We start from the raw sequence: 26,868 nt of genomic DNA, 5'->3' as shown, positions 1-26,868 counted from the left end.
CGACAAACCCGGGGCGGTTCACCCTGGCAACGGATTTGAGTGCGATGCAGTCGCTCCCGGCAGTTGATGAAAGACTTCCCTAGGGATCGGCACGTACCAACTGACATGCCCGCCGGCGACCCCAATGGGCGACGCTCCCGGCCCGATCCTTCGCCGCGATGTGCCACACGGCACTTCAACTCGGGGCCAGGCTGCCCACTGGCACACGTCAGCGCCCACCTCCTTGATGCTCAACAAAGCGGAAAGCCGCTCAGAGCTCCGTCCTTGCGGGGGCAGACACGACTCGGACCTTAGACGCAGGCGATTCTAATCAGCCGTTATTTATCGAGGCAGCGCTTGACCGCCGCCTTTCTGAGGAAGCGCTGAGATTCACGATGCCGGCCTCAGGATGACCTGAACAGACGGACGTTGTTCGCGAATCTTGAGGTTAAAAAAGGGACGCCCTAGATTTATCTCCGTGACAAACGGACGTTATCACCAACTAAATCACGACTTCCAAATATAACTACTCTTCATGTCCGGTAACGTCCCATTTAATGATAATAACGTCCCAAAGACGTCATTTTTTTTATCAATCTCAGAATATATGGCACAGCGACTCGTTTGAATGGTCTATTGACTCTCCATCCGCTATCCACATATTTTTCTTTCTCTAACAATGTTTCTCTAAGTGCATCACTTGGTTTTTAGGAGTAGGAGGTCGATAGGTGCTGGCAAGACGCGGCCGAAAGCCAAAGAGCCTCAGCGTTGCGCCCTCCGTCGCCGCCTTTGACGCGCTAATGGCGCGGGGGCTGAGCAGATGGCAGCATCACCATCATGAGCGGGAACAGCCTATTGACTGGTCATTCATGAAATGTGCCCCATCGTTCGGGCGCCTGGTGCTCAAGACGGTATATTCGATGTCGGGGGTCGGCAACGTTATAGAGAGCGGATCCACTGCACAATCTTACCCCGCCTATTCGGCACCATTCTTCCGATGGTTGAAAGCTTATCAGAAAGATAAAGGCACGGATACAGGTATAGATACGACGATATTTTCGCCAGAACTATGGCTGGCATACAAACGGAGCCTCGACGCTCAAGTCGCTGCAAATAATATTCAAAGCAAAACCGCCTATCAGTACAAGGGTGCGATGGGGCGCATTCTTCGAACTATCTGGAATGCAGATCCTACTGCTCTTGGTCCTGGATGGCACTGGCGCTTGTTCATGAGGGAGGACTTTGAGGATGATACGAAGCAGCGGGAGCCTTATTCAGCAGCCGAGGCGCGAAGGATCCTAGATCTTTCGACCAAACTTCTAGCTGAGGCCGCTGCCGACGGACGAGCCGAAGACCCAACGAACCTCCTTGTCAACGTCGCGTCCTATACCTGTTTGTCGCTTCGACTTGGCATCGAGAGCGAGTGCCTCGATACGCTCAAGGTCGGCGAAGTAAAGCCGTCGGAAGACGGCACAGTAATGCACGTCACATACAGGAGGCGTCGGGTACGAAAGCGGCAGGGCCGCTCACGCACTACCGATCCGATCGACCCACCGCCGGCGGGGGAGAAGCTGGCGGAACAGATCGGCAGCTTCGGCACGGCCGGCGGTCTGCTTGCGCTCATGCTTCGTCGTGCACAGTTGCGCGGCAAGTTGCTTGGAGACAGGCTGTGGAGCCGGCGGATCGATGCCAAAGACTTTGCTTGGTACACGGGCATCCTCGCTGGTCGCGGTCTTCGGTGCGATTACGGCCGCGAACTGAAGATCGACCGGACGAAGTTCCGCGTCACCTACAAGACCGCGAAGAACGTCAAGAGCAGAGGAATGCTGCCGCTCGTCGCGGACGACAACACGCCGGCCGTGCGCGCCCGTCACTACGATGGCAGCGAGCGCATGAAGCCGCTGTACGAGCAGGCGATCGAGGACGCCGCTCTCGAAGCACTCGCCTACGCGCAGCAGGGGCCGAAGATCGTCGATCTGCCGAGCAACGCCGACGACGAGGCCGTTTCAGCCACGTCAGACGAACTCGATATTCCAGTCGAGCAGATCAAAGCCGCGCTTACGGGCGAAACCGACGTCTGGCTCTCCTCCTGTCGAGACTTCTACAACAGTCCGTTCGATGCGCCGGGACGGCCGTGCAGCAAGGCGTTCTTCAAATGCCTCGGCTGTGGCAACGCGCTGGTCACCCGGCGAAATCTTCCACGTGTCATACGCTTTCTGGGCCACATCGAGGAGAAGCGCGCCGAGATGTCGGAGCTCGACTGGCGGCTGAAATTCTCGAAGACCCACGCATCGATCCTGACTGAGATCCTGCCGAGATTCCCTCCCGCGATCGTCGCCGAAGCCCGGATCGTGGCGCAGGGGACCGACGGCGCCATCCACATCCCGCCGGAACTGCTGACGTGATCGACGAGATCCTGAAGCTGACACCGGCCGAGGCACTGAGTGCGACGGTTCCGCACGACCGGTCGGTATTTCCCGCCCACGCGGGCGTCACCTCGGTGTTCGCGGACGATGTATGGGACCTGGCAGCGACTGAACTTGGCTCGCGATCGGCAAATCAACTGACGATCGACTTCACCTTCATCAGCCACAACAAGCCAGCGTGGAAGCTCGCCGCGAAGGAACTCGCCTTCTATCGCCTCAACACGAAGCTCTCCTCGACGGTCGACAAGATCCAGCCATACACCTGCGCCCGGGAACAGACCCGGCTGAAGCGCTTCATCCGTTGGCTCGATCGCCACTATCCTGACATGACGTCGCCCGCGGGACTGACGCAGACAATCGTCCACGCCTACCGCAAGTGGCTCGAGAAGCACGACGCCGATCAGGCCATTGAGACCCTGGGAGGTGGGAATCGGCGATCCGGCGTGAAGGCAAGCGTCGAGACGGTTTGGGCGTATTTGTCACCCATCAAGTCGATGGACCTCTATCGCGAGTTCCTGACCGAGCCACTGAACTTCTCGCCCTATGGTGGGCAGCTGACGGCGAAGTTCGTCGGAGTCGATACTAAGAAGGGCAACAACAAGACGCCTGTCATCAGCGACGACGTCCTCCATCCGCTGATCACCGTCGGCCTTCGATACGTCGATCACTACTGGCGCGACGTCAAGGCGATGACGGAGGATCGCCTACAGATCTGGGCCAGATACCATAGCGATGGGTGGTCCAAGTTCGACGGCTGGACAGCGAGGATCAGCGACTGCCCCGACACCGCCCGCCCCTGGCGCGAACCGTTGGGCTCGGCAGGCCGTCATCCAAATCACGAATTTCGGGATGAGATGGGCCACTTCATAGCAGCCTGCTCCACCATCGCCCTCTACCTGTCCGGCATGCGACCTCGGGAATGGTGCGGGCTGCGGGTCGGTTGCCTGCGCAAGGTGCTTGATCCGCTTACGGGCAAGGTCGTCAGATGGCGCGTCCGCGGCTTGCCCGCGAAAAAGAAGAAGAAGAAGAACAGGACGGAGCCCGTCGAATGGGTCGTACCGGAGCCTGTTGCAAGGGCGATCCAGATGCTGGAAGAGGTGCTGGCCCCCTTCCGGGAACGGTTGGGTACGGATCTGCTCGTGCTTAACTTCGACGCATTCCAGCGGGAGACCACCACCAGGCCTGGGGCCAAGGCCGGAATGGATGAGCGGTCCTTGGGCAATCGCCTCAAGGCGCTTCTCCAGGCTTGTCGTGACCGATACGGGTTCGAGATCAAGTCCGGCATCGCGCCCGCGCAGTTCCGCCGGACGTTGGCGCGACACATCGCGCGACAACCGTTCGGGATCCTCGCCGGCAAGCTGCAGTACCATCACGTCGAAACTGCAATATTCGAGGGTTACGCCGGGAGCGAGGACGATGGTTTCCGGCTCGAAGTCGCGGACGAGAAGCTGCTCGCCAACATCGATCTTCTGGAGGAGATGCGCGAAGACGCCCGCAACGGGTGCCTGTTAGGACCAGGGGCTGCATCGCTCGTTCGGGAATACGACGCTGCCCTGCTCGCCTCGACATCCGACGTGATGATCGACAGGTCGCCGAACGAGGCGGCGTTAGGCGCAGCGATGAAGAGCTTGGCCAAGCGCGTGCACGTCGGCGCGATCAACTTCTGCATCTGGGGAACGGCGAAGGCGCTCTGCCTGACCGAGGAGGAAGCAGCCAGGAAGGACGCACAGCCGAACATAAACATGTGCTCGCCGGACAAGTGTGGAAATTCTACGATCGGCAGCTGTCATATCCCGCGCTGGCAAGGCCTCCTGGACGATGTGAACGCCCTCGCAGCAACGGCGAGAAGCGGACCACAGAAGGTCTCGCTTCGAAAGCAGGCTGAGCGCTACCAGCGAGTTCTCATGGGGGGCACCGGGAATGGACACGCCTGAGCCGACCTTCGATAGCCTCGTTTCGGCGAACGCGTCGATAGTCGCCACCTTGAAGGCACTGAAGCAGCCGACCGCGGCGAACCAGACCGAACTTCCGATCCGGACGGCGATCGAGCGTTTCGTCGAGAAGCGAACGACCGAAACTGAGGGCGAATGGACCGCCATCAGCCTGGTGAAGGAGTCCGGCGTCCCCCGCGCCACGCTCTACCGGTACGAAGCGGTCCTCTCCGACTTCAAGGCGCTTGCCAGAATGGCACCCGTCGGCAGCGTCGGACCGCACGAGGAGTTGCGACGTCTTCGCGCCGAACTGCGTGCCGAGAAACGCGCGCGTATCGACGACCAGAAGAAGTACGAACGCATACAGGCGGTGCTCGTGCAGCGGCTGCACGCTCTGACCTTGGCGCTCGCCCAGGCGTCGGGGAATGCGAAGGTCGTCTCGTTGCTCAAGGGCGAAGCGCCTTCTACGGGAGAGGTGGATGCCTAAGCGCAACCCGGCAGCGGAGATCCTCGACCGCCTCGATAGGTTCATCGAGGGCGAGCAGAAGCTGCCCACGACGCTGAACGGCAAGGTGAACGTGACCGGGCTTTGCCGGTTGCTCGGCCTCCGATCGTCGGACGCCCAGCACTTCCACAAGAACGATGACGTCAAGGACGCGGTCAACGCCGTCTGCGAGGAGCAGGGGATTCTGAAGATCGGGAACAGGACGGTCGACCAGGAACAGGCCGCTATCGAGGCGCGGAGCGAAAGGGTCCAGCGCCAGGCACGCTCCGACGCGCGGGCGGCCGCCGAACAGTCGGGCGCGTCCGAATACCTGCTCGCCCGTCTCCGCGAGGTGCAACGTGAGCTCGCCCAGGTTCGATTGGAGCGCGACGCCGCGCTCGCCAGGCTGGCCATCATCGAGAACGGCGGCGTCCCCCCTTGGTTGTGATCGAACGGCTGGCGGTCACCTCCATTCTCAGCGACAGCTGGGGCGGTACCATCTTCGCGGGAAGGAATCCTTCCGGCCAGATCGTTCGTATCCGCACATGGGAGGCGACCAGTATCGCGATCGGCGACGTGGTGGAGATCGAGGGCACCCAGACGACCTTCTCCGACCAGCATGGCCGGCACCGCCAGATCGACGCCACCACATTGTCGCGGACGCGGACCTCGGGGCGCTTGATCGTGCCTTGGCTCATGACCTTGAACGGCATCGGACGAGCGCGCGCCCAGATGCTGTTCGATCACTTTGGCGATGCCGTAGTGGAGCTGCTGGGCAAGCCGTCCAACCTTGCGGAGCTTGCGCACGTCCTGTCGCCAACAAGACCCTCGATCGGTCGCAAGCTTGCGGAATACGTCCTCGCTCAGTTCGCCGCCCGGAGCGCCGCTGAGGACATCGGCATTTCCGAGATCCATTTCCTGCGTCGCTTGGAGCAGGTCGGGATCGCCGATCGTCGGGCCGCACGCGCCTTGTGGCGCCTAATTGGTTCGCGTGCCGCCTACGCACGCCTGCTCGAGAGACCATACGCAGCTGCGGCCGTGATCCCCTGGCGCGAAGCGGATGCGCTGGGTCTGAAGCTACTAAGATCACGGGGGGTGCGCGAGCCCGCGAAGGACGAAGAGAGATACGTAGGTGCGGTTGACGCGGCTTGGCGACTCCTGCTGCGCGACGGACACACCGCGGCCGATCGTAACCGTCTCGAACTGCTCCTGAAACGTTGGGGGATACCCGGCATCGCCGTCGACGCGAGCCTAACGCGCCAACGAACCGTCAAGTCGAGGGTGGGACAGCTTCGCGCACCCGGGGCATCATTCCTCGAGAGATCCGTTGCGACCGCCGTCGTCCGCCTCCGGCGTGCCGCCCCTTACCTGGACTGGATCGCGCATCCTCCCACAGGCAACGTGGAGCTGACCACCGAACAATCAAGAGCGATCGCGAGCGTTCGCGCACGCGGGTTCACCGTGCTTCAGGGCGGCGCCGGTGTCGGCAAGACCACCGCGATGCGGGCTTTATGCGATTGGCACGTAGCTTCTGGGGGGACCGTCATCCAAACTGCTATTGCAGGCAAGGCTGCGCTTCGCCTTTCAAGAGCGACCGGACGCTTGGCCCTCACAGTGGCCAAGCTCCTTTCGGGCCTGGAGAAGCGCCGCAGCGTCGAAGCCGAAGGGGGCATCCCGTCCGAGCAGCTGCCGCGCATGGACATGAACACGCTGCTCGTGGTGGACGAGGCGAGCATGGTGGATCTGGTTTCCTGGCGTCGACTCCTGGAAGCCGTTCCCTCCGGGGCCCGGGTGGTGGCGGCGGGCGATGTCGCACAGCTGCCGCCCGTCGGCCTGGGGAGGGTGTTCCACGATCTGGTTGCAGACGGCGCAGACACGGAAACGTTGTCTATGGTTATGCGACAGGCCGCCGGCAGCCCGATTGTGAGCGCCGCTGGCCACATTCGTGACGGCTCCGCGCCCCCCCCTGCCCGCGTTTGGTGGATGTGAGCGCGGTCTACAGCATGCCGACTGCGAACCCGACCAACTCGTCGCTACCGGGCTCAGGGTTCACCGGGAACTCGCCCGCACGACTTCGATCCGAGACATCCTCATCCTAGCTGCCCGCCGGGACACATGTGGAAGAGTCTCCAAGGCCATGCAGGCGCAACGGCAGTCGGATGGCGAATTTGGCAGCCGTCTGGGCCCTCTGATGCCTTGGGTAGCGGTGGGCGATCCCGTGGTCGCGACCGTGAACCGGTATGACGAAGCGCTAATGAACGGCCAGCTCGGCTGGGTCGAGGGGCTCGATCCCCTTCGGGTTTGTTTCGACGGAGACGATGCCGGGCGGGAGATCAGCGCCGCCGCCCGGCTCGAGCTCGCAAGCGGTTGGTGCCTGACCGCTCACCGTGCACAGGGCAGCGAAGCCAAGTGTGTCGTGGTCCTGCTCGACGGGGCGACCCTAATCTCGCGGGAATGGCTCTACACGGCCGTCACTCGCGCGGTGGAGCAGGTGGTGCTGGTTGGCCCTCGCGCCGTAATTTCAGCGGGCGTTGCCCGACGTGAGGAGCGAACAACGTCCTTCCGTTCGGACCTGCACGAAGAGATGGGAACCTGCCCGGCCTCGTTTTGATCGAAACCGCACGTCCGCCAGTGGGGCGCAATGCAGACCAGCAACTTCTGACGGAACCAGATCGACAGTTCCTGGGCCGCTTGCCGACTGGCACCTTTAGGTGAGCGACACGCGATAGCGGCCATCGCCGATCGATAGCCGGCAACGGCCGCTAACCACCCAATCTCGGCAGTTCACGATGGCGCCCGTCTAGTTTGAAGCGGCCAGGCAGCAACCGCCCCAATGATGAGCTTTCGAGGAAACAAGATGAGCTGCCGAAGACGGCCGTTCGTTCAGCGCGAGATTGCCGGTTTCTCGGTCACCGATTGAAAACTCTAGGAACGAGCAATCGCGACCAGCTCCCAGGAAAACTGAACCAATCGACGGTTGTCAGCGGGTCGGCATGCGGCGTTCCCACAATCGGTTCGCTTATGGGAGGACGCGGCAGGTTCGCCTACCGCGTCCGTGACCATCAGAAAGCGTGGCGCATGCCGATGACAAAGTTGCGGCCCCGCAGTGGTGACTGGTCCTTGACGAACGAAGTATGCGCGAACGCCAACTCGTTGAGCAAGTTGGTGCCGCGTACGTAGAGTTCCACCGCCCTCGCCTGTCCAAGGTCAAACCGGTAGCTCACCGTGGCATTGAGCATGTCGTAACCGGGCGTGCGCATCTCATATGAAGCCACCTTGTCCTGCTCAAAGGTATGGTAATATTCCACGTCTCCCGACAGCGGACCGGCGCTATGCTCATAGCGTGCGCCAAGGCGCCCCGGTGGGATGCGGGGAAGGTTGTCGTTTTCGCTTTTCAGCTTCGCGTCGACATAGTCGCCGAACACCGTCACGCGCGATGCGGGCGTGACTTGATAGCTCAATTGCCCGTCGATGCCAGCGAAGCGCGCGTTCGCAGCGGTGTAGACCAGGAAATTGTGAGGAACGCCGGTCCCGTTTTCGGTCTCGATCAGCCGCGCAAAGACGTAGTCGCTGACATCCTGGTAGAACATGCCGATCTCGAACCCTAGCGCGCCATCCGTCTTGCGGAACGTCAGGTTGATCGCATCGGTGGACTCCAGGATGTCCTCTGCCGACACGCCCCTGTTCTCGAAACCCTCAACCTCGGCCACCAGCCCAAGTTCGTAGCTGTTGGTCGCCAGGTTGTTGCCGCGCGCATACAGCTCACGAACGCTCGGCGCCCGTTCGGTATGCCCGTAAGAAAGGGCCAGCGAATACCCCTGCCCGACGTTCCAAGTAGCACCGAGCGATGCCGAGAGCGGATCGTGCCGGACCGTCGGGTTCCTGGTGCGGAAGCGCTCGACGTCCTCGCCTTCGAGCACAGCTTGCCAATCGGCTCCGTACCATTCGACGAACAGCGCCGCGAGTTCCGGACCGACAGTGGACCGCCAGGTTGGCACCCCAACGTCCATCTTCCGCCAGTCCTTGCGCACGGCGGCTTCGACATCGATCGCGCCGAACGAGCGGCGCTCGCTCAGGAAGATGCCTACATTCTCGGTGGAGTAGTCCGGACTGCCATCAAAGCCATAGGCACCGTCGGGGAATGGCCGGTGCAGATCATTCACATTGATGCCGCCGAACTTGCCGTCTGTATATTGTACACCCAGCGTGCCCGTGAAGCCGAGAACCGGCTTGTGCGTCAGCTCGAAGCGGCCGTCGTAAACCTTGTTGGTGAAGCGTGAGAACAGAAGCTCGCCATCGATCTCGTCATGCGCATAGTCGGTGTAGGAAAGACGCAGCCGCGCGTAGGCGAAGCCCGGAAGCAGGTCGTCATAGTCGCCGCGGACATCGACGCGATCACTGCGCAACTTGATATAGGCAGTGTGGTCGTCCGACCCGCCGAACGGGTCCTCGAACCCGCCATGCGCTTCGCAATGCAGGTCGAGACCGTGGGTGTGGCAGACGCCATTGATGTGGCTGTGGCCGGGTAGGCCATATTCACTGCTCATGCGCGTGAAGGCGGCACCGAGATAGCCCCTCGATGTGATCCACGACGCACCGACGCTGTAGCTGGTACTCTCCGCAAAGGAGTCGCGCAGCTTGTCAGAGCCGTAGGCGTCCGGCACGTCATAGTCCTCGGCGCTGCGGCGCACAGCCTCGGCATGTACCGCGAACTGGCCGATGCCGGCGGTGACACGCCCGACGACCGTCTTCTCCTCGTCGCCGGTGCCGTAGCGCACCTCGGTCGCGCCGCTCAGTCCGCCTAGCGGCACCGCTTTGGGCACCTTGCCGTCGATCAGGTTGATCGCGCCATTGGTCGCGTTGCCGCCATAGCGGATCGCCGCTGGCCCGCGCTGAATCTCTATCGCGTCGAGCAGCAGCGGATCGGTAGTGATGGCGTGATCGGGCGAGATCGAAGAGGCGTCGAACAAATTGGCTCCGTCGGTCAGCACCTCGATGCGGGGCAGCGTCTGTCCACGGATCACCGGGCGCGAAGCGCCACCGCCAAAATTGTCGAGATGCACGCCAGGCAGGCCGGCGAGCGTCTCCCCGAGGCCACCTTGCCGACGATGCGCAAGGTCCTCGCCGGCGAGAACCTGAACCGGCAATGCTGTGCTTTCCTTGTCCAGCGAACGGCCGGTCACGATGATATCGCTTGTACGGGCACCTCCGCGCTCGTCACGTTCCGTCTCTTTATGCTCGGACACCTCTTGGCTCCACGCAATTCGCGGAACGCCCAACGTCCAAGCGGTCGCAGCTAAAAACGCTGCGGCTCGTCGTTTCCTCTTCGTGCTCAAGATTCTTCCCCAGCTGACCCCAGAAAGCTTCGCGTATGATATGCTATAACATATAATCAAGGTTCATAGGGAGAGCCGAGAGCAGGCAGTAGTCTTTAGGCACGGTACGTTCGCCGGCTCGGACTCGCCCGCGTCGCCCGGCTGTCGCGATCGATCGCCTGCGCGCTGATCGCCTTTCCCGTAACTCGATCGCTTTTGGGAAAGGCGGTGCCGCGCTTTGTCGGCGATCGGCATCGACGTTCCCGTAAGCGGACATCCCGCTTTCCACCCAATCTCAGCCATTCAGGGGCCCGCGGGTAATCATCCAACGCCGACATTCATGCGGCCTGCCAGCGGCCGAGCTGAGGGTATCGCGCGGGTATCTATCCGCATCAGCGTGCCGGGCTCCCAGCTATTCTGCCCCTTTCCCTATATGATGGCGGGGACAATCTCCGCCGTGCCGACATCGTAGCAAGTCGATCGATTAGCTCTTGGAATGCACGTGCTCGTTTGCAAGCATCTCGAGCGTTCGATCGCTAAAGGAGGGTTGTGATGCGATTAACGGTTTTCCCGATTGTTCTAGCATTCGCTGTTCCCGGGCACTCGCAGGAGGTCTCGGTGCCGTCCGTCGCAACCGCTTCTCCAGGCGGCTATGCCAATCCGCTTCAACTGGACACGGACAGGTATAAGCGCGCCAACTCCAAGACCCGGCGCTCCTCTGCCCCTTTTGGGCTTTGCAATGGAAAACCGCTGAGCAAGGCCAAGCGCGCTGCTTTGGAAAGCGCCTACGCAACCCGAGCCAAGACGAATGAGAGGCAGGCATCCAGGTGGCTGAGGACGCAATGCGGTCCGAACGAGGCCTGGACAATCTCACGGGCTGTCCAACGACGCGGAGCGGTCCGCTGAAGTCCAACGCCATATGCGGGACAATAGCCAGCGCAAAGTGGAAGAAGCCGCCGCCGTCATTTGCGGTAAGACGTTCCGGATCCCGGACGGAGGAGACGATATCAATCAGGATCGAGTTGCGAAGTGCTTGAATTAGCTTTTAGAACATGAGAAAGAAAAGATATTCTTTAGGAGAAGGCACAATGAAATTTGTTAGACCGCTTTCGTTAGGTTTAATTGCGCTGTCATCATTCTCTATTACTAGTGTAGCATCGGCAGAGAGTGCTTCTTGTAGAACCAAGCGCCTTAATTTCGAGAACGCTGTGGCTGCCGTCAATGCATCACGAGGACCATGGAGGGAGCCGCTCTATCAAGCTTATTTAAAAGCTGCTGCGAGCGACTATTTCAATCATTGTGGCCTAACGTAACAGCATCAGTTTCCTGCCAATCCGCTGTTCTTTAACGGTCCACCGCGCGCCTGAGATTTGACGTGCGGTTTGCCGTTAAGACACAAAGCGGACCAGCGACGTATGAGAATGTGCAGCGCGCCTGCTGCGGGCCCGCCCCCGCTCCGAAGGTGGCACGAAAGCAATCGCCCGGCTCAACTCGACACAGTTACGTCGCCTCTTGGCGAGTTGTACTGGTTCCGTTCAGCACTTGTGATCAGATTGAGAGGCGCTTGTTGGAGAACGTTATGTTGCGAGGACTAGGCCGCCTGATCACTGGCTCAATGATGTTTTATATCGCACCGGCAAGCGCCCAGTATGCTCCCGTTGATACCACGCCTATGGGGCAAACCGCGACAGGCGTGATGGCCAACAAAATTTCCGGCGACATCGCTAGCAGAAATGTGCGCTCCAATTCGGTCTCAAGTCGATGCCTGGCGGACTCCGGCCCGGGTGCGGAACGTCGAGCAATGGAAGCCCAATATGATAAATTGCTCCGGTCGAACGGCCGGCAGCGCGCCGATGCATGGAGGGCTGAGCACGGGCGTCGCTATCGCGCGAAACTCAAAGCGGAAGGGAAGTGCAGGTAAGCGTAATCGGTTTAGATCGACCGCTTGCCGCCCAATCTTGATCGTACAGCCCCCTGCTCGCGATTACGCAAAACGTGCATTGGTATATGCTGCTACCAAGCGGGTGCGAGAGGGTGCGGTACGGGTATAATCACCGGAACAGCGAGTGCCGCACCCGTAAAGTTTCGTGCGCTGAAGGGCTGCAGTGCCCGAGGCAAACTCCTCCATCAATCTCACTCTCCCGAGCCAGACGGCTTGGCTCGGCCCAGAAAGAAATTAACGGTCCGTGCCTGCCGTGCCACCAATCAGGACGATCTGAGTTAAGAAGGAATGAAGAATTATGTTCGCCAGCTTCGTTCCAAAGCTCAAAAAGCTCGTCACGCCGCCGATGAGTTCGCGGGTGACAAGTCGGCATGCAGTATGCGCTCGTTCGCCAACGAACTGGAACGTCGCGCCGACGCGATCGAGCTCGACGGAGATACTCATCTTCGGCAAGTGACATACCAGAGCGAAGCTCGCGCTCGAGTAGCTCGCGCCGATCTAGATGCGATCTTAGTTAAGTCTCGAAGATACAACGGGATCGATGGCATTTCTGGCCTACTGTGGAGTGACGGTGATCGGTTCACTCAGCTTCTCGAAGGCCCGCCGGATAGCGTCGCGTCGACGTTGAGGCGTATCATCGCGGACCAGCGCCATCGCAATATTCAAATTATCGTTGATCAACTCGTGGAGGAACGCGCCTTTGGCGATTGGTCGATGGCCCACCTGTCGGCAGATCGCGGAGAAGCACATCAAGAAAGGGTGGCGGTCCTGCTGGCAGGAGCCCCGGCAAACGTCCGGGAGGCGTTTGCACAGCTGATGGGCTCGGCTTAGCAATTCGACCAGCACGCAGTTTGAGAAGGCCGTCGCCATGGCGGAGGCAACCTCCACGTCGATCCGGAGGGGGCTCAGGCGGGACAGAAGACGGGCTCGTTGTGCGCAGTGTCCATCGGGGTATGGTGAGCCATGCCGCTGCGCGTAACCGTTCCTGACGAACCCTCCGAATCGCACCAGGACCTCGTCTTGGCGCTGCTACACGCCCACAATGTGAGCCGGGCCGGTGATCCGCGCATTAAGCCAGTGGCCGTCCTGCTGACGGACGAAGACGGAGCCCACGTGGGCGGGCTATGGGGGCAGTGCGCCTATAATTGGCTGTTTGTGGAGCTGATCGCCATTCCCGAGGAGCATCGCGGCCACAACCATGGAACGGCGCTCATGGAGCAAGCCGAGGCCATTGCGCGGGCCAACGACTGTATCGGGGTTTGGTTAGATACCTTCGAGTTCCAAGCACGTGGCTTCTACGAAAAGCTGGGCTACGAGGTTTTCGGCGCGATCGACGATCATCCTGCGGGCCAAAAGCGGTTCTTCCTCAGCAAACGATTGTAGGGCGGATCTCGTTCAGGTCTCAGCGGCGGAGGGTACCTCCGCTGCGATCTGCGTAAAGGCGGACGTTCAATTACGTCGCGCGCCCGGTCGATTAGGGTTCGCTCACAAGTGTTTCGAGAGCGGTCGCAGGTTTGCTGAAACCCGTGGTCGAAACTGGGCCGGTAGTGGAAAGGCGGCTTGTGGCTCGAGAGCTTGGAAAGCCGCCGGTGGCCAGCCGCTTGGACGAAATGACGGCTTACGCCCCGTTTGGGTCGAAAAACTCCTGAGCACCCGACAGCCAGACCTCATCACGAAACGACATGTCAATGCGACGCCAGTATTATGCAGTTTATACTTTGGCGCTGAGGTCTTTATTGAGACATTATTGCGCTCAGTTGTCGAGGTTCGACCCGCCTTCTTGTTTTTCAACACAATCCACCCAAAGTCGGACATTCTTAGAGTATCGTGCTGGTATCTAAACACGAGAGGTAACGCGCGGGGTACAGCTTTCCTGTGCTTCTCGCCGACTGTTGGAGAGGAGTCTCCGCTGTCGTGGGTGCCTTCACGTCCGTTAAACCTTGAATGGGCGACGCCTAGATGGCAGCGCAGCCACTCCCCAAGGAAAGTATGTACATAATGGCTAATATTCCCGAAGACGATCCGAACTTCGACACGATTGATTTTGCGGTGCAACTGACCCCCGCTTGGCTGTCTAACCCGAACACTCGAGCATCTGAGACCGACGTTCTCGCCTTTCTGAAGGATATGCACCGAGCTGTGGACCAGCTCTCGGGTGTTGAGCGAGACCTGAAGCCAGCAGACGTGGCGAATGAATACACGCCAGCGGTTTCGGTCAGGCAGTCTCTCGCTTCCAAGGACCACATCATATCGATGATCGACGGCAAGCCTTACAAGACGCTCCGGCGCCATCTTGCCGGTCACGGGCTCACGCCACAAGATTATCGCGATCGTTACCGGCAGAAATCAGACTATCCTATGGTTGCTGAAAGCTACTCGGAAGCGCGTCGAGCCATGGCAAAGAAGATCGGCCTAGGCCGCAAGCCAGGTATGACGCGGAGCCCCGGCGGTGCGAACGGCGCCCCAGCCAAGTCCAAGTCCAAGCGCAAGTCGGCCACTTCCGACGCTTGATTTTCGATTGGTCGGGCCCTTCTCAGCCCGACCGCCTTGCTGGGATACGATCCGAAGTCGGGCCGACCTATATCGCAACGAGGGTACTTGTCCGCGCCCCCTAAAGCCGCAGAAAATGCTGGGCTGCAGAGCAGCACGACTGCGGCAGCGACCACGCCCGGCGGGACCCCGAAGCAGAACGACATGCGGGATCATCAATGGCCATCCTTTCACGACGCGTTGAAGCCCAGCCATAGGTCTGCGGGCTCAGATCAGCAGCCACACGACCGCGATGATCATCGTGGCTGCGGTGACGAGGACGCCCGCCTTGGAGAATTCGGCACCGGAGATCTTCACCCCGCGATCCTTCGCCTGTTCGACCATGATGATCCCCGCAAGGCTGCCAAATACAACCAGGTTGCTGGAAAAGTGCGTGCCGAGCGACAGCGCGGCACCGAGACAATTCGCGTCGCCTCCGACACGGAGATAGGGCACGAGCATCATGACGGCGGGGTTGTTTCCCACCAGGTCGCTGACGACGCTGCTGATGAGGAAGAGTACAGTCGGGTTATTAAGGTTGATGCCCTCCGCCGCGAGGTACGTCACGAGCTGCTGCGGCACACCGGTTGCAGACAGGCCGGCATTGACGACGAACAGCCCCATAATGAGGAGGATGAGTTCGCCATCTACTTCGTGCAGCAGTGACTTAGACGAGACGCGCCTGCTGAGCAGCAGAACTCCCGCCGCGGTAAGAGCGACCGTTTCGCGGGGCCAGTCGCTAAAGACGAATGCCACCACAACTGCGAATGCGGTGACGGCCGCCTTCAGCGTTTCCCCCACGGAGAAAGGAGGAGGCTCCGTCTCGCCCGGCGCGCCGTTCCCATCGGTGGAGGGCATGGCCAGTTTCCACCGATCACGGTAGAGGTAGGTGATGACGAGCCAGATCACTGGCAATGACAGCAGGGCGGGAACGGCGGTGATCTCTGACACGGCCGCGAAGGAGAGGTTCAGCTTCTGCGCGGCGATTATGTTCTGCGGGCTGCCGATGATGGTGCCGGCCGCGCCGGTATTTGCGGCAAAGCAGAAGCCCAGCAGGAACGGCACAGGGTTCAACCCCCGCGCCATGGTGATCGACAGGAGCAGCGGGCACATCGACACCGCGACGACATCATTGGTAAGAAAGGCCGCCATGACCCCGCCGACAACGATAAGGATAGCCAGCAATGCGCGCTCCGACACGTTGGAGCTTGCGGCCTTTCTGGCTAGCCAGCCGTAAAAGCCCGACACCACAAAAGCGGCGGAGACCACCATCAGGCCGAACAGCATTCCCATCGTGGAATAATCGATGGCGTTCCACGCCTGCTGCGGCGTGATGCTGCCGATCGTCAACATCGCCATGCCGCCGATCACCGCGGCACCGGTGCGCCCCACCCTCAAGAACGGCAGCGAGCCCAGCCCCATGGCAAGGTAGACGAGGAAGAAGATGAAGAGCGTCAGTTCCATGGCAGAAGCGGTTCACCTCCGACGGAAGAATGGATAGCGCGGTGGGCGGTATCGCCGGACCACCCGCAGATCGTCGCATCAGTCCGGCTTCCCCGCCTTCATGCCCCACAGGCTGTAGGCGCTTTCTCCGTAGAACGGCTCGTCCAGGCCCTCGCGCTGGACCTCCACCGGCACGCGCAGCTTGCTCAGCTTGTCAAGCAGGAAGAGGATGATGGTGGTGACGATCACGGCGTAGATGACGACGACCGCCACCGCGATTGCTTGAACCGACAGCTGCCGGCCTCCTGCCGCGACGGCATTGATCGCGGGGCTCGCCAATACGCCAATCAACAGCGAGCCGGTGATTCCGCCAATTCCATGCGCGCGGAACACCTCCAGCGTGTCCTCCGCCTTCAACCACGATTGGATGTACTTGGCGAAATAACAGCAGGTAGCGCCGATCGCGCCGATCAGCAGCGCCGACATTGGCTCAACATATCCCGATGCGGGGGTGATCGTGGCAAGACCCGTCACTGACCCGACCAGCACACCGGAGAATGTCGGGTGCCCGGCTTCCCGCCACTCCCAGAACATCCACACCAGCATCGCCATCGATCCGGCAAGCATGGTGTTGGTGAAGGCATAAGCCGCAAGGCCATCGGCAGCGTAAGCGCCGCCTGCGTTGAAGCCGAACCAACCGAACCATAACAGGCCCGCCCCAAGAGCAACCAACGGCAGGCTCGCCGGAATCGGCCCGCTATCTCCCGTTGGCCGCCGCCCAAGATAGATCGCGGTCACCAGCGCCGATGCGCCGGCTGAGGCATGGATCACGATCCCGCCCGCGAAATCAACCACGCCCAGCCGGGACAGGAACCCGCCACCCCAGATCCAGTGCGCCACCGGCAGATAGACGAAGATCGTCCACAGCGCGACGAACCACATGAACGGCGCGAACCGCATCCGGCCGACAAAGGCACCCGTCATCAGCGCGGGCGTGATGATGGCGAACATCATCTGGTAACCGAACACCAGGATGAACGGCACGTTCGAGGCATAGGCAGGGTCGGCCCCGACACCCACGCCATGCATCCCGAAATAGGTGCGGATGTCGCCGATGAAGCCGCCGATCGACGGACCAAAGGCAAGGCTGAACCCGCCGAACACCCAGATGATGCCGACCACGCCGATACAGACGAAGTTCTGGATCATTACCGACAGGACGTTCCGTTCCCGGACCAGTCCCCCGTAGAACAGCGCCAGCGCCGGCGTCATCATGAGGACCAGCGCCGTGCAGACTAGCAGAAAGGCGGTATCGCCTGGTTCAATTCCTCTCATCAGCGCTTCCTCTCTATTTTTACATATTCGATCCTGAGGCCCGACTATAGTCGCGTAGCGGATTATATGACCTGTGAATTCTTCTTACTCTTGCAGGCTGGGCTATTTTTTACTGAGCTCGAACAGTTGTGTGTCTTCTGTGGCTAACCCGCCGTCCTGATCAGATGAGGCGCCGCAAAAGATCAATGCCGATGCCGATTAGCAGCAGCGCGTAGGTAAGCTGTAATGTTCGCTCGTTCATCTTGTGGCTGACACTCACGCCGATCGGCGCGGCAACCATGACTGTCGGAACCATCACCAGGAATATAATAACGTCGACATAGCCGAGTGAGTAAGACGGAAGCTCCTTGGCATTCCAACCGCTGATGATAGCTCCGATTGAGGCCGCCGTGCCGGTGATCAGACCGGTGGCGGCAGAAATCGCGAGCGCGCGTTCCAGACGCATATTGAAGGCCGAGAGGATCGGTGTCGTTAGCGTGCCGCCGCTGGTGCCGGTCATCGCAGCGACGAAGCCGACGACCGAAGAGAGGCCGACCATCTTTGCGCCCTTTGGCGGCTGCTGGCCGAAAAAAAAGCGCCCGTGATTGAACGCGATGTAGAGACCTACTAGGACGATATAGATCGAAAACAGGGCCTGCAAAATCTCGGTCGACCCGAATGGCAGCAGGATCGATCCGATCACAACGCCGACGAGAAGGCCGACGGCCCAGGTCTTAAAAAATCCGACATCTAAATCGCCGAGCTTGTAGTGCTTGCGGCTCGAACTGATGGCGCTCGGTATGACGAGTGCCATTGAGGTCGCGGTTGCTACATGCATCATCACCGGATGGGCCACGCCGAGCCAGGGGAACAGGTAGATGAAGATCGGCATGCGGATGGTGCCCCCGCCGATACCGAACAAGCCCGCGAAGAAGCCCGATATCAAACCAACCAGTATGAATATCACGATGCGTAGGAGAACGTCATCCATCCGGTGGTCTCCTCTGCTCTTGCTTTCGAGCGCTGGTGCGGGTGATGCCTGCCGGCCCATGCCGGAACGGGTGCCTTCGCAGAGAGGGGGTAAACCGGCGCGCAGCCATCACCCGCAATCGTTGAGCGCCAGATCGGTCGACAACCGCAACCAGCCTCGCCCGCTCTCTGCGCTCGGCTATTTTACGCCCAGGCGTATACCGCCAACCTCAGCAAGGCGCTCCAGCTCCGAACCGAATTATAGTCGAAGCAACGGCAGAGGCCGCATTCGTCATCGATCTACTCGTCTCTGAAGCATGCGATGTGAAATGACCGGGCCGCAGGCTTGCCGCTCACGTCAAATGTATGCACCTGCATCTGACTTGGATCTTGCGTCAGTCCAACGGTTATGAAGCCGGGTTGGACTTCCTCTTCCATCGCGCTGCCGATCGTGCCCGCGAAGTTAGTCTTGGCCTCGCCCTGCAGCGGGATCTTCCAGCTTATCAGATATTCGTTGTCGCCCTTCTTTTCGCATTTGTCGATCATGTACCCGCGGGCGATGGTGCCATCAGACTTGATCACACAGGCCAACCGGTTCTCGAACTTTGCCATGATGCTTCTCCTGCGTTACTCGCGTTTGTCGGGAAGGTAGAGTATCGCGACGCCGCCAGTGTCCGGCACCGGGCCAGCGCGCGGCGACCGTTCCGGCGATGAAGCGTGTGCTCCGTGCCGGAACGATGACGCGGCGACTCAACCAGCGCGCAGTTGGCGCGCGCCGCCGGCGATCAGAGGACGCCGGGGAACAGCACGCCCTCGATCTGCCCGGCGAACATCGCCAGCCCCATGCCGGCAACGACACCGCCCGCCAGCCGCACGCTCATCTGGCGCGACGGATGGCTGGTCATCACCCAGCGGGTGACGAGACCGGCGAACACCGCGATCGCCAGCTGGATCAGGGTGAAGCCGCTGAGATAGGCCACCAGCGGCATTTCCTGCGCGCCCAGGATCGACCCTCCATAGGCCCAGCCATGGAACAGCCCAGCGCCTGTGAACAGCGTACCGAGCATGATCACGGGAAGCTGCCGGTTGGTGGCGATGATCGCGCCGAGCAGCAGCACGGTCGCGGCGATGACCAGTTCGGCAACCGGCAGGTTGACGCCCGCGATATGTACCAGGCAGCCCGCCAGGGCACCGACGACGAACGAGATGGTCAGCGGCAACAGCCGCCCCGCCAGCGCCGCGGCAATGCCGACCGCCACGACAAAGGCGAAATGGTCGACCCCGATGATCGGGTGCCCGATGCCGGAAAGCAGCCCGTCGCCGAACGTCGTCGGCGTCTGGCCGCCCGTCGGGTGGTGGGCGAATGCCGGCGACGTGCCCGCCAGGAAAAGAGGCACCGCACAGGCGGCACGTATGGCGGAAGAGCGAAGATTGGCCATGATATGTCTACCTCCTTGGAACTTAGACGGCTTCGAGCCGGTCGCGGACGGTGCGGATCTGGCGAGCGAGTTCCTCCTCGGTCACCAGCCCGCGGCTGAGCATGATGTGCGCGAGCGTCAGGAGCTGGCGCTCCGGGTTCGGGATCTCGCTGTACACCTCCTCCAGCTCGTCCTCGGCGTGCCGGCGCTCGAGCGAGTCGAGCGCGCCGACCGCCGACAGGGCGTCGCAGGTCGCATCGAGGCACACCTTCCATGGCGGCTCCGGATTGGTCACTGACCAGCGCGCCGCCAGCCGCTCCCACGTCTGGTCCTCGTCCTGCAGTGCCTCGAGCAGCTCGACGCGATTGAGGTCGACATATTGCCCCCGGGGGTAGCCGTGACCGGCGGCCTCGGCGGCGCTCATCGTGTCGCCTCCTTGGGCCGGCCGCCGCTATGCACGGGCCGGCTAGCCTTGTGGATCGGCCGCGGGCCGTCGGTCGTCCGGCCGGGCTTCGGCTGGGCGATGCCGATCATGCAATCGCGCGTGACGATCTCCGCGAGCTGATCCTCCGACCAGCCCTCGGTACCCTCGGGCCGCACGGGAAGGACCATGAAGCGGCTCTTGGCATTGGAATCCTCGACCCGCACCTCGACCTCGGCCGGGATGACCAGGCCGAATTCCGCCAGGACCTGACGCGGCCAGCGCACGATCCGGCGACGGTAGTTGGGCGCGCGATACCAATAGGGCGAATGGCCCAGCAGCGGCCGCGGATAGCAGGAGCACAAGGTGCAGACGATCACGTGGTGCAGCGTCGGCGTGTTTTCGAGCACGGTCAGGTGCATGTAGTCGCTGGTGGTGCCAAAGCCGCTCGGCTCGGCCCAGTCGACGCCCACCTCCTTGCTGGCATTCAGCGGGTCGGAAAAAACCCGCGCCTTGTACTCGGGGTCCAGCCAGGCCTTGGCGACCATGCGTGATCCCGCGGCCGGCGACCGCGCGTCGTTCCATTCCGAGAACACGCGATGATCTTCGGCGGTGAACAGGCCCTTCTCGATCGCCAGTTCACGAACCGCCAACTCGAGCACTTCGAAGTCGGAAATCTCGTCGACCATCGGCGCTGCGCCCGGATGGTCGTCGTCGTGATCGTGCGAATGGTCGTGGCCATGATTATCTGTCGTCGCCATGCTTAGCTCCTATGGCTGGGGCGATTGCGTCAGTTACTTGACGGGTTCGAGCCACATGTCCGGATATTCACTCTGCAGCGTGTCGTTCGGGAACGGATATTCCGCCCAGAGTTCGGTCTGCGGGAAGCGGACAATATAATATTGCTGCTGCGGCTGATCGTAGCGCTCCCAGGCCTCATCGGCAGGAACCAGGTCGGGATAGGTCAGCGCAGCAATCGTACCCGTCATGTTGCGGGCATATAATTGCGTGCGGGTGTAGAAGATCGCCGGAAGATCCTTCACCCGCACCTTGTCGCCCACCTTGAAACGGCCCGGCAGCGTCTCACCCGTCGGCTCCCAGGGGGGCTTGGGCCCGTAATCGGGGCGTTGCCCGCTGCTGGCCTGGCTGGGATCGCCATTATGGGTGGCGATGTCGACATGAGCAGACGCGCCGATGTTCGACTTGGCGTGTCCGTCGCGGGTGGCGTTGACGCCCAGCCGCTCGCGGATCTCGGCAATCTTTTCCTGCAGTTCGAGCAGCCCGATGTATTTCTTGTCGACCAGCATCTTTGCTGCGCCCCAGATCCAGCGCGCATTGTACGGAAAGCCGTAATAGAGCGTCATGCCAATATCATTGGCATAAATGCGACGCCGCTCTTCGGCATTCCACATGCCGCGAAAGCCCAGTACTTCGCAGGTGATGTAGACGTTGTTCTCCCAATCCTCGTCCTCTTTTTCTTCAAAGATCTGAGGAGCGGCTGCCTGACCGCCAACATCATGCGTCGGCCAGATATAGGATTCATACTGGATATGCGGGACTTCGTATGGCCAATCCCTTTCCTGATGGATCGCCGGCATCAATTGGGAGCCGGTCTCGTAGATCTGGCGGGTTTCCTTGGGTGACGGCATCGCGCTATCTCCGTTGTTCCGGGTCGAAACGAGGAAGCTTTGGGTCAGTCGTGACTTGTGGCTTCGACGCGCGCTGTTGTGGCGCCGCCAGCCCCATCTTTCGTGAAGCAACCAAATTCGTACCAAAGCCTCTGTCGGCCCTTTGGTTGTAGGGGACGCAAACTGACCGCTAAATACGCATCTTCCCCTAAAGCTTACCAAAAGCAGCGGCCATTTTAGCGAGATCATCGATCCCTGATCGGTGCACGCGCTCACCCTGAACCGCCGCGCAGGCGTCCGCACGGAGCATCATTCGTCAGAATTCGGCGCGAACGCCCAGGCGCAACGTGCGCGGCTCGACTACCCGGCTCAGCCGCCCTTCGATCGGGCCGTCCACATCAACCGAGGGGATGTAGGACTCGTAGAAATAGACTATGTCCTTGTCCCGGCTGTTCAGGATGTTGAGCAGCTCGCCATAGACCTGGAACCGTCCGATCTTCCGCGCCGCGCGAAAGTTGAACACGGTGCTTCCGCCATCTCTGACGCTATTGTCCTCGATCAGCGGATAGGGCCCAAGGTGGCGCAGACGCAGGCTGGCCTCCCATGGGTCAAGCACAAGAGCGATGCCGGCAGACGCCGCATCCTCGAACGCATTGGGGATCCGGTCGCCATTGTCATACCGTGAGCGGCTGGCCGTGTAGTTGCCGTCAATCGCCAGCCAGCGCAGCGGCCGCCAGAACGCAATCAGTTCATAGCCGCGCCGCTTACTCGCGCCGGTCGGCTCGACGGCGTTGGAATCGCCGACGAAGCGCAGCTCGCTGTCCACGTCCAGCCACCAATACGTGGCGGTCAGCGTCAGCGAGGACAATTGCCAGCGCGCGCCCACTTCCTTGCCCTCGCCGCGCACCAGCACCGGCACGGGCGTTTCGGTATTCACCGCGCCGCGAACGTCGTTGGAGTGAAAACCCCGCCCCCAGTTGCCGTACAATTCCAGGTTCGGCGTCAGCGAATAGGCGACCGAGGCCTTGGGGGAGAGGATGGAATCATGCCCATTCCCCGTGCCGGCCTGCGCTGCGGCCTCGTCGCGTGCACGGACGGAATAATGGTAATAATCGCCGCGCAGGCCGCCGATCAGCCGAAGGCCCGCCAGCGGCTCCCACGTCGCCTCGCCATATAGCGCGGCCGACGCCTCCTCGACATGATATCGGCCGAGCGAAAACAGGAACCGTCGCTCGCTCGTGCGCGACACACCGACATTACCGATATGATCATATCGCGCCTCTGTGCCGAGCGTGAGCGTCAGCGCCTGGGACACCGTCCAGTGCTTCTCGCCGCGACCACCGATGATCCATCGCCGGTCGAACTGGCGGATCTGCGCACTTGTCCCGTCCGGGTCGGTATAGGTCGGGTTGGACGTCATCGCCCAGTCGTAGAACTGGCCATAGATGTTCGCGCGCCAGTCCGTCTGGCGGAACGCGATATTGCCGACCAGCCGTGTGGTGCGCCCGCGTGCGGACGGATCGGGCGAACAGAAGACATCGGGGCAGATCCGCGATCCGATGACTCGCTCGGGGATCTGCTCAGTTGGACGCCATGTCGCGTGATAGGCATTGAGCGACGCCTCGATCGTTCCCTCGCCAAGTGGCGCGACATATTTGGCAAAGCCGGACGCGTGGCGAAGATGCTCTGGCTCCTGCCACGGCCCGTCATAGATTTTCGCTTGGCCGGCGAGCGTCAGCTTGCCCGCGCCGAGCCCGTCGGTCGTCCCGCCCGCCGCCAGCCGAGCATAGCCATAGGAACCGCCTTCCAGCGACACCCACGGGGCATTGAAGCTCTCGATCGTCGTCATATAGGCCGCGCCGGCCAGCGCGAAGTCGCCGCCATCGGCGCGGTACGGCCCTTTGCGGAAATCCTCCCGCGCAATGATCTCCGGGATCAGGCCGTTGAGGTCGAGATAGCCCTGACCGTGACCATGGGTCCTCAGGTTCATCTGCACGCCATCGATGTAGGTGGTGAAGTCCGACCCGTGATCCAGGTTGAAGCCGCGCAGAAAGTACTGGTTGGCCTTGCCGCTGCCGGAATGCTGCGCGGCCACCATGCCGGGCACTGCTTCAAGCAGTTCCGAGACGCGCAGCAGCGGCCTCACCAGCAGGTCCGCACCAGCCACAGTCCCCTCGCTGGCGGCATGGGCAACGCCGATCTTCGCCTCCCCGCGACCAAAGACCACGATATCGGCACCCGCCGGCTCGGTCGACTCCGGCGTCGGCTTGGCTGCTGGCTGTCCGCTCAGCTGAGCCTCGGCCGGTACGGTGAAAGCGCAAGCCAACGCCGCCAGGCACCCCCTTAAAATGGTTTTCATCGACATTCCTTGGTGTGGGAAAGAGTTCGGCGATTGTGCCCCGCCGATCTCGTGCTTCGATGATTCGACAGGAGAGGAGAGAGGTTCCCAGCGACGATCGATGTAGTACGACCAAGGATGACTCCGCGCGCTAGGAGGAGAAATTCGGCGCTAGGCAGTATGTTCATCAACGCAGTGTGCCGTGCGTTAAGCTTAGTCTTCGAATACTTCTTAACGAGCATATGATACTCGTCGATTCGTGACTTTACGTATGATTACAGAGAGCCTTTCTGAAATACGCGCTCCTAAATCCCCCTATTGTTCTATTTGGAGGCTGGTGGGAGGGTTGAACCTCTTCAAAGATGCGGTTCACCTAGCAAGGCCAGCTCACGTCTTCATGTGAGTGCCGCTTTCCTTCCACCTGAAATGCTATCGCCACAAAAGCGGCATGAGGATGGGCATGCCGCAACCATTTCGCCATTGATCAAGAGGCGCGATCGTCGCGGCCTACTGCTTAGCAAGGGAAAGCTGCGACCCCGGGCCATTACAGCGTCTGTCAGGTCCCGCGCCGATGCGGAACTTTAGCGGCTATGCGGGATACCTTCATGAAGCTCGCGCGGCCCGACGCTTTTAGATTTACCCGCCGCCACCCGCCAAGACCGCTGCCCCACCGCCTTCTTCTCTGCCATCGCGCTCGCCGCCACGTTCATCAGTTGCTTTGATCAGCGAGTACGCTGATGGAAGCGACTGCCGCACCGACCCGCTAGAAGCCACAGGCCAAGCTGAAAACCGTATCGCTTCACCTTCGTCTTTCAGGAAGCCCTTTAGGGCCAAGAGCGCGCGCAGGAGCGCGTCATGCCTCCTTTACGCCTCGGTGCGGCTGGTTGGCGCCGGCCTGTGTGAGGGTGCGGTCGAGTAGCTGTTCGTAGATTGGCCTGCCTCCCAGCCCCCGCGCCACTAGGCTGGCGGACAAGCAGGTGGCAACGAGCGGCAGCGTGACTGCGTAGGCGCCGGTCAACTCTAGTGTCAGCACCACCCCGACCATCGGCGAGCGGACTGAAGCGGTGAACAGCCCGCCCATTGCAGCGATGGCAAATGCGCTGGAAACTGGAGTGCCTGATGGAACGATCATGTGAACCGCCCCGGCAAAAGCCAGTCCGATGCAGGCCGCCAGAGATAGGATGGGCGCGAAGATACCACCGGGCGCGCCGACCGAATAGCTAGCAATTGTGGTGCAGAAGCGGATTGCCGACAACACCAGCAGCGCGAATGTGCCGGGGTTCGCGCGGGCCCACCCAGGGATTAATGCCTCTCCACCGGTCACTGCGTCCGGCATCAGCGCCAGCAGCACACCGACCGTCAGTCCGACCGCAGCGGGGTAGAGATATGGTGCTGTCCTCGCCAACGCGCCCGCCAGGGCAAGGGCACGGAGAATGCCGGCGTTGAGCAGAACGCCGATCCCGCCCAGCAAGCATCCGAGCAGGACGAATAGCGGAAGGGTGCTGAGCGGCATCTCGGCCGCCGGCATGGAGAGATCTGCACCTGTGCCGCCGATCAGCTGGGTCATGACTGTCGCCAACAACGCCGCCAGGATGACCGCCATGTAGGTGTCAAATCGATAGGGAAACTGACGCCTCGTCTCCTCGATCACGAACAGAACCCCGGCAACGGGTGCATTGAAGGCACAGGCAAGGCCAGCCGCCGCTCCAGATGCGAGCAGGCCACTTTGCCTGGTAGCATCCAGTCTGAATCGCCCCGCAAGCATGGACGCGATCGATGCGCCGATGTGGATCGTTGGCCCTTCGCGCCCCAGCACTAGGCCCCCACCGATCGCGGCGATTCCGCCGAAGAACTTGACCGGCAGCACCCTTGCCCCATGCACTTGCCGGAGCCCAGCCATCGCCCCTTCCACTTCCTGAACGCCGCTGCCACCGGCTTCCGGCGCGAGATGGCGGACCAACGCCACTGCTGTGACCGTCGCGATCATCGTGAGGAGCGCAGCTGTCGTCACCAGCAGAAAGCCACCCAGCTGCGACCGAAGCAGCATTGGCCATTGCTGAAGCGAATTGAGCGAGAGGTGGAACAACGATCCGATGGTGCCGGTCACCACCCCCACTATCGTCGCGAGGACAAGATAGTGGAACAAAGCTCCACGAGCTTCGGCTGCCGATTTTGCCGGAATAGGGTCGTTCATGTGCCCACCCCATGAGTTCACATCGTTGCGGCAGCAGGCACCAACGTTGCTTAACTCCACTGGTTCATCGGGCGGGCCGATGCACGGTGAAGTGAATGCCCGCGCGCTGCCCGTTTCAAATGTCGTTGATCACAGCCAGAAGGTGAACGTGGCAGCGCGCGCGAAGGCAGAGAAGAAGACGGAGGCGGTAAGGGATCGCGTTAACGGAGCGATCCGCGCCGAACCTAAGCCGTTCTCGCCCCCTACTAGGCTCAGCTGCTCACAGCGCGCCTTGAGCGCAATGGATGAGTGGCGGCTTTCACAATGATTGTGGAGGGAAGCGGACGCCGTCCGAAGGGTCGTTCCGACTGAACTTCCTGCGTCGCCAATAGCCGAACCATACCGATCTCGCGCCGTGCAACGCGAGCTGAAGCGGCTGGAATAAGCGATAAGCGCTTCTTGTCTGCCCTCCAGTCCTCGGCCTAGATCGCTTTGCTGATGCGGTCGCGAGTGCTCCGGCGCGCTGTCGGCCGTCAGCCCCTAACCCGCCCGAAAACA

20 protein-coding genes are annotated in these 26,868 nt (G+C 61.3%); 9 read left to right on the top strand and 11 right to left on the bottom strand.

Annotation, left to right across the window (positions count from 1 at the left end; genetic code table 11):
• The first annotated feature begins 878 nt into the window (after positions 1-878).
• The 6 genes from XM50_RS08905 (at position 879) to XM50_RS08880 (ending at position 7,431) form a co-directional block, all read left to right on the top strand.
• Positions 879-2,384 (top strand): hypothetical protein, encoded by a 1,506-nt coding sequence (locus XM50_RS08905; protein WP_156167218.1) that lies wholly within the window; start codon positions 879-881, stop codon positions 2,382-2,384.
• Positions 2,381-4,339, top strand: a complete 1,959-nt coding sequence (locus XM50_RS08900) for a hypothetical protein (protein ID WP_046408943.1) — start codon at positions 2,381-2,383, stop codon at positions 4,337-4,339. The genes XM50_RS08905 and XM50_RS08900 overlap by 4 nt, the downstream gene beginning before the upstream one ends.
• Positions 4,326-4,823, top strand: coding sequence for a hypothetical protein (locus tag XM50_RS08895; RefSeq protein ID WP_046408942.1), 498 nt, complete (start codon positions 4,326-4,328; stop codon positions 4,821-4,823). Before XM50_RS08900 ends, XM50_RS08895 begins: the two co-directional genes overlap by 14 nt.
• On the top strand, positions 4,816-5,268 hold the full coding sequence (locus XM50_RS08890; RefSeq protein WP_046408941.1) for a hypothetical protein: 453 nt from the start codon (positions 4,816-4,818) through the stop codon (positions 5,266-5,268). Before XM50_RS08895 ends, XM50_RS08890 begins: the two co-directional genes overlap by 8 nt.
• The gene (locus XM50_RS08885; RefSeq protein ID WP_046408940.1) at positions 5,265-6,809 is read left to right on the top strand and encodes an ATP-dependent DNA helicase; all 1,545 of its coding nucleotides are present in this window, start codon (positions 5,265-5,267) and stop codon (positions 6,807-6,809) included. The genes XM50_RS08890 and XM50_RS08885 overlap by 4 nt, the downstream gene beginning before the upstream one ends.
• 148 nt (positions 6,810-6,957) lie before the next feature.
• Positions 6,958-7,431, top strand: a complete 474-nt coding sequence (locus tag XM50_RS08880; RefSeq protein WP_156167216.1) for an ATP-dependent DNA helicase — start codon at positions 6,958-6,960, stop codon at positions 7,429-7,431.
• A 451-nt stretch (positions 7,432-7,882) separates the two neighbouring features.
• Here XM50_RS08880 and XM50_RS08875 read toward each other — a convergent pair whose 3' ends face one another.
• Positions 7,883-10,003, bottom strand: coding sequence for a TonB-dependent receptor domain-containing protein (locus XM50_RS08875; RefSeq protein WP_231621909.1), 2,121 nt, complete (start codon positions 10,001-10,003; stop codon positions 7,883-7,885).
• A 2,362-nt stretch (positions 10,004-12,365) separates the two neighbouring features.
• Between XM50_RS08875 and XM50_RS19665 the strand changes: the two genes are divergently transcribed.
• The 3 genes from XM50_RS19665 (at position 12,366) to XM50_RS08855 (ending at position 14,588) form a co-directional block, all read left to right on the top strand.
• Positions 12,366-12,908: a BLUF domain-containing protein gene (locus tag XM50_RS19665; protein ID WP_082102912.1), complete on the top strand. Its 543-nt coding sequence runs from the start codon at positions 12,366-12,368 to the stop codon at positions 12,906-12,908.
• A 132-nt stretch (positions 12,909-13,040) separates the two neighbouring features.
• Complete coding sequence (locus XM50_RS08860; RefSeq protein ID WP_046408935.1) at positions 13,041-13,460, top strand: GNAT family N-acetyltransferase; 420 nt, start codon at positions 13,041-13,043, stop codon at positions 13,458-13,460.
• 615 nt (positions 13,461-14,075) lie between these two features.
• A complete protein-coding gene (locus XM50_RS08855) occupies positions 14,076-14,588 on the top strand; it encodes a MucR family transcriptional regulator (RefSeq protein ID WP_197075482.1) in 513 nt (170 codons plus the stop codon).
• A 246-nt stretch (positions 14,589-14,834) separates the two neighbouring features.
• On the opposite strand, the gene XM50_RS08850 is transcribed toward XM50_RS08855, so the two are convergent.
• The 10 genes from XM50_RS08850 to clcA form a co-directional block, all read right to left on the bottom strand.
• Complete coding sequence (locus XM50_RS08850) at positions 14,835-16,070, bottom strand: SLC13 family permease (RefSeq protein ID WP_046408934.1); 1,236 nt, start codon at positions 16,068-16,070, stop codon at positions 14,835-14,837.
• Between the two features lie 78 nt (positions 16,071-16,148).
• Complete coding sequence (locus tag XM50_RS08845; protein WP_046408933.1) at positions 16,149-17,384, bottom strand: ammonium transporter; 1,236 nt, start codon at positions 17,382-17,384, stop codon at positions 16,149-16,151.
• Between the two features lie 160 nt (positions 17,385-17,544).
• Positions 17,545-18,354: a sulfite exporter TauE/SafE family protein gene (locus XM50_RS08840; protein ID WP_046408932.1), complete on the bottom strand. Its 810-nt coding sequence runs from the start codon at positions 18,352-18,354 to the stop codon at positions 17,545-17,547.
• 278 nt (positions 18,355-18,632) lie between these two features.
• Complete coding sequence (locus XM50_RS08835; RefSeq protein WP_046408931.1) at positions 18,633-18,944, bottom strand: hypothetical protein; 312 nt, start codon at positions 18,942-18,944, stop codon at positions 18,633-18,635.
• A gap of 173 nt (positions 18,945-19,117) precedes the next feature.
• Positions 19,118-19,771: a HupE/UreJ family protein gene (locus tag XM50_RS08830; RefSeq protein ID WP_046408930.1), complete on the bottom strand. Its 654-nt coding sequence runs from the start codon at positions 19,769-19,771 to the stop codon at positions 19,118-19,120.
• Between the two features lie 22 nt (positions 19,772-19,793).
• On the bottom strand, positions 19,794-20,174 hold the full coding sequence (locus XM50_RS08825) for a hypothetical protein (RefSeq protein WP_082102911.1): 381 nt from the start codon (positions 20,172-20,174) through the stop codon (positions 19,794-19,796).
• Positions 20,171-20,932 carry a thiocyanate hydrolase subunit gamma gene (gene scnC, locus XM50_RS08820; protein WP_082102909.1) on the bottom strand — a complete coding sequence of 254 codons (762 nt, stop codon included), beginning with the start codon at positions 20,930-20,932 and terminating at the stop codon, positions 20,171-20,173. The genes XM50_RS08825 and scnC overlap by 4 nt, the downstream gene beginning before the upstream one ends.
• A 33-nt stretch (positions 20,933-20,965) precedes the next feature.
• A complete protein-coding gene (locus XM50_RS08815) occupies positions 20,966-21,820 on the bottom strand; it encodes an SH3-like domain-containing protein (RefSeq protein ID WP_052742514.1) in 855 nt (284 codons plus the stop codon).
• Between the two features lie 295 nt (positions 21,821-22,115).
• The gene (locus tag XM50_RS08810) at positions 22,116-24,158 is read right to left on the bottom strand and encodes a TonB-dependent receptor (protein WP_082102921.1); all 2,043 of its coding nucleotides are present in this window, start codon (positions 24,156-24,158) and stop codon (positions 22,116-22,118) included.
• Positions 24,159-24,990: 832 nt separating this feature from the next.
• A complete protein-coding gene (clcA, locus tag XM50_RS08805) occupies positions 24,991-26,331 on the bottom strand; it encodes a H(+)/Cl(-) exchange transporter ClcA (RefSeq protein WP_046408929.1) in 1,341 nt (446 codons plus the stop codon).
• Positions 26,332-26,868: the final 537 nt, after the last annotated feature.

Origin of the sequence: Sphingomonas sp. Ag1 (assembly GCF_000980895.1) — a bacterium.
Classification (GTDB): Bacteria; Pseudomonadota; Alphaproteobacteria; order Sphingomonadales; family Sphingomonadaceae; genus Sphingomonas; species Sphingomonas panaciterrae.
The sequence above is the reverse complement of the archived record's forward strand: the minus strand, read 5'-3'. Positions and strand labels throughout refer to the sequence as shown.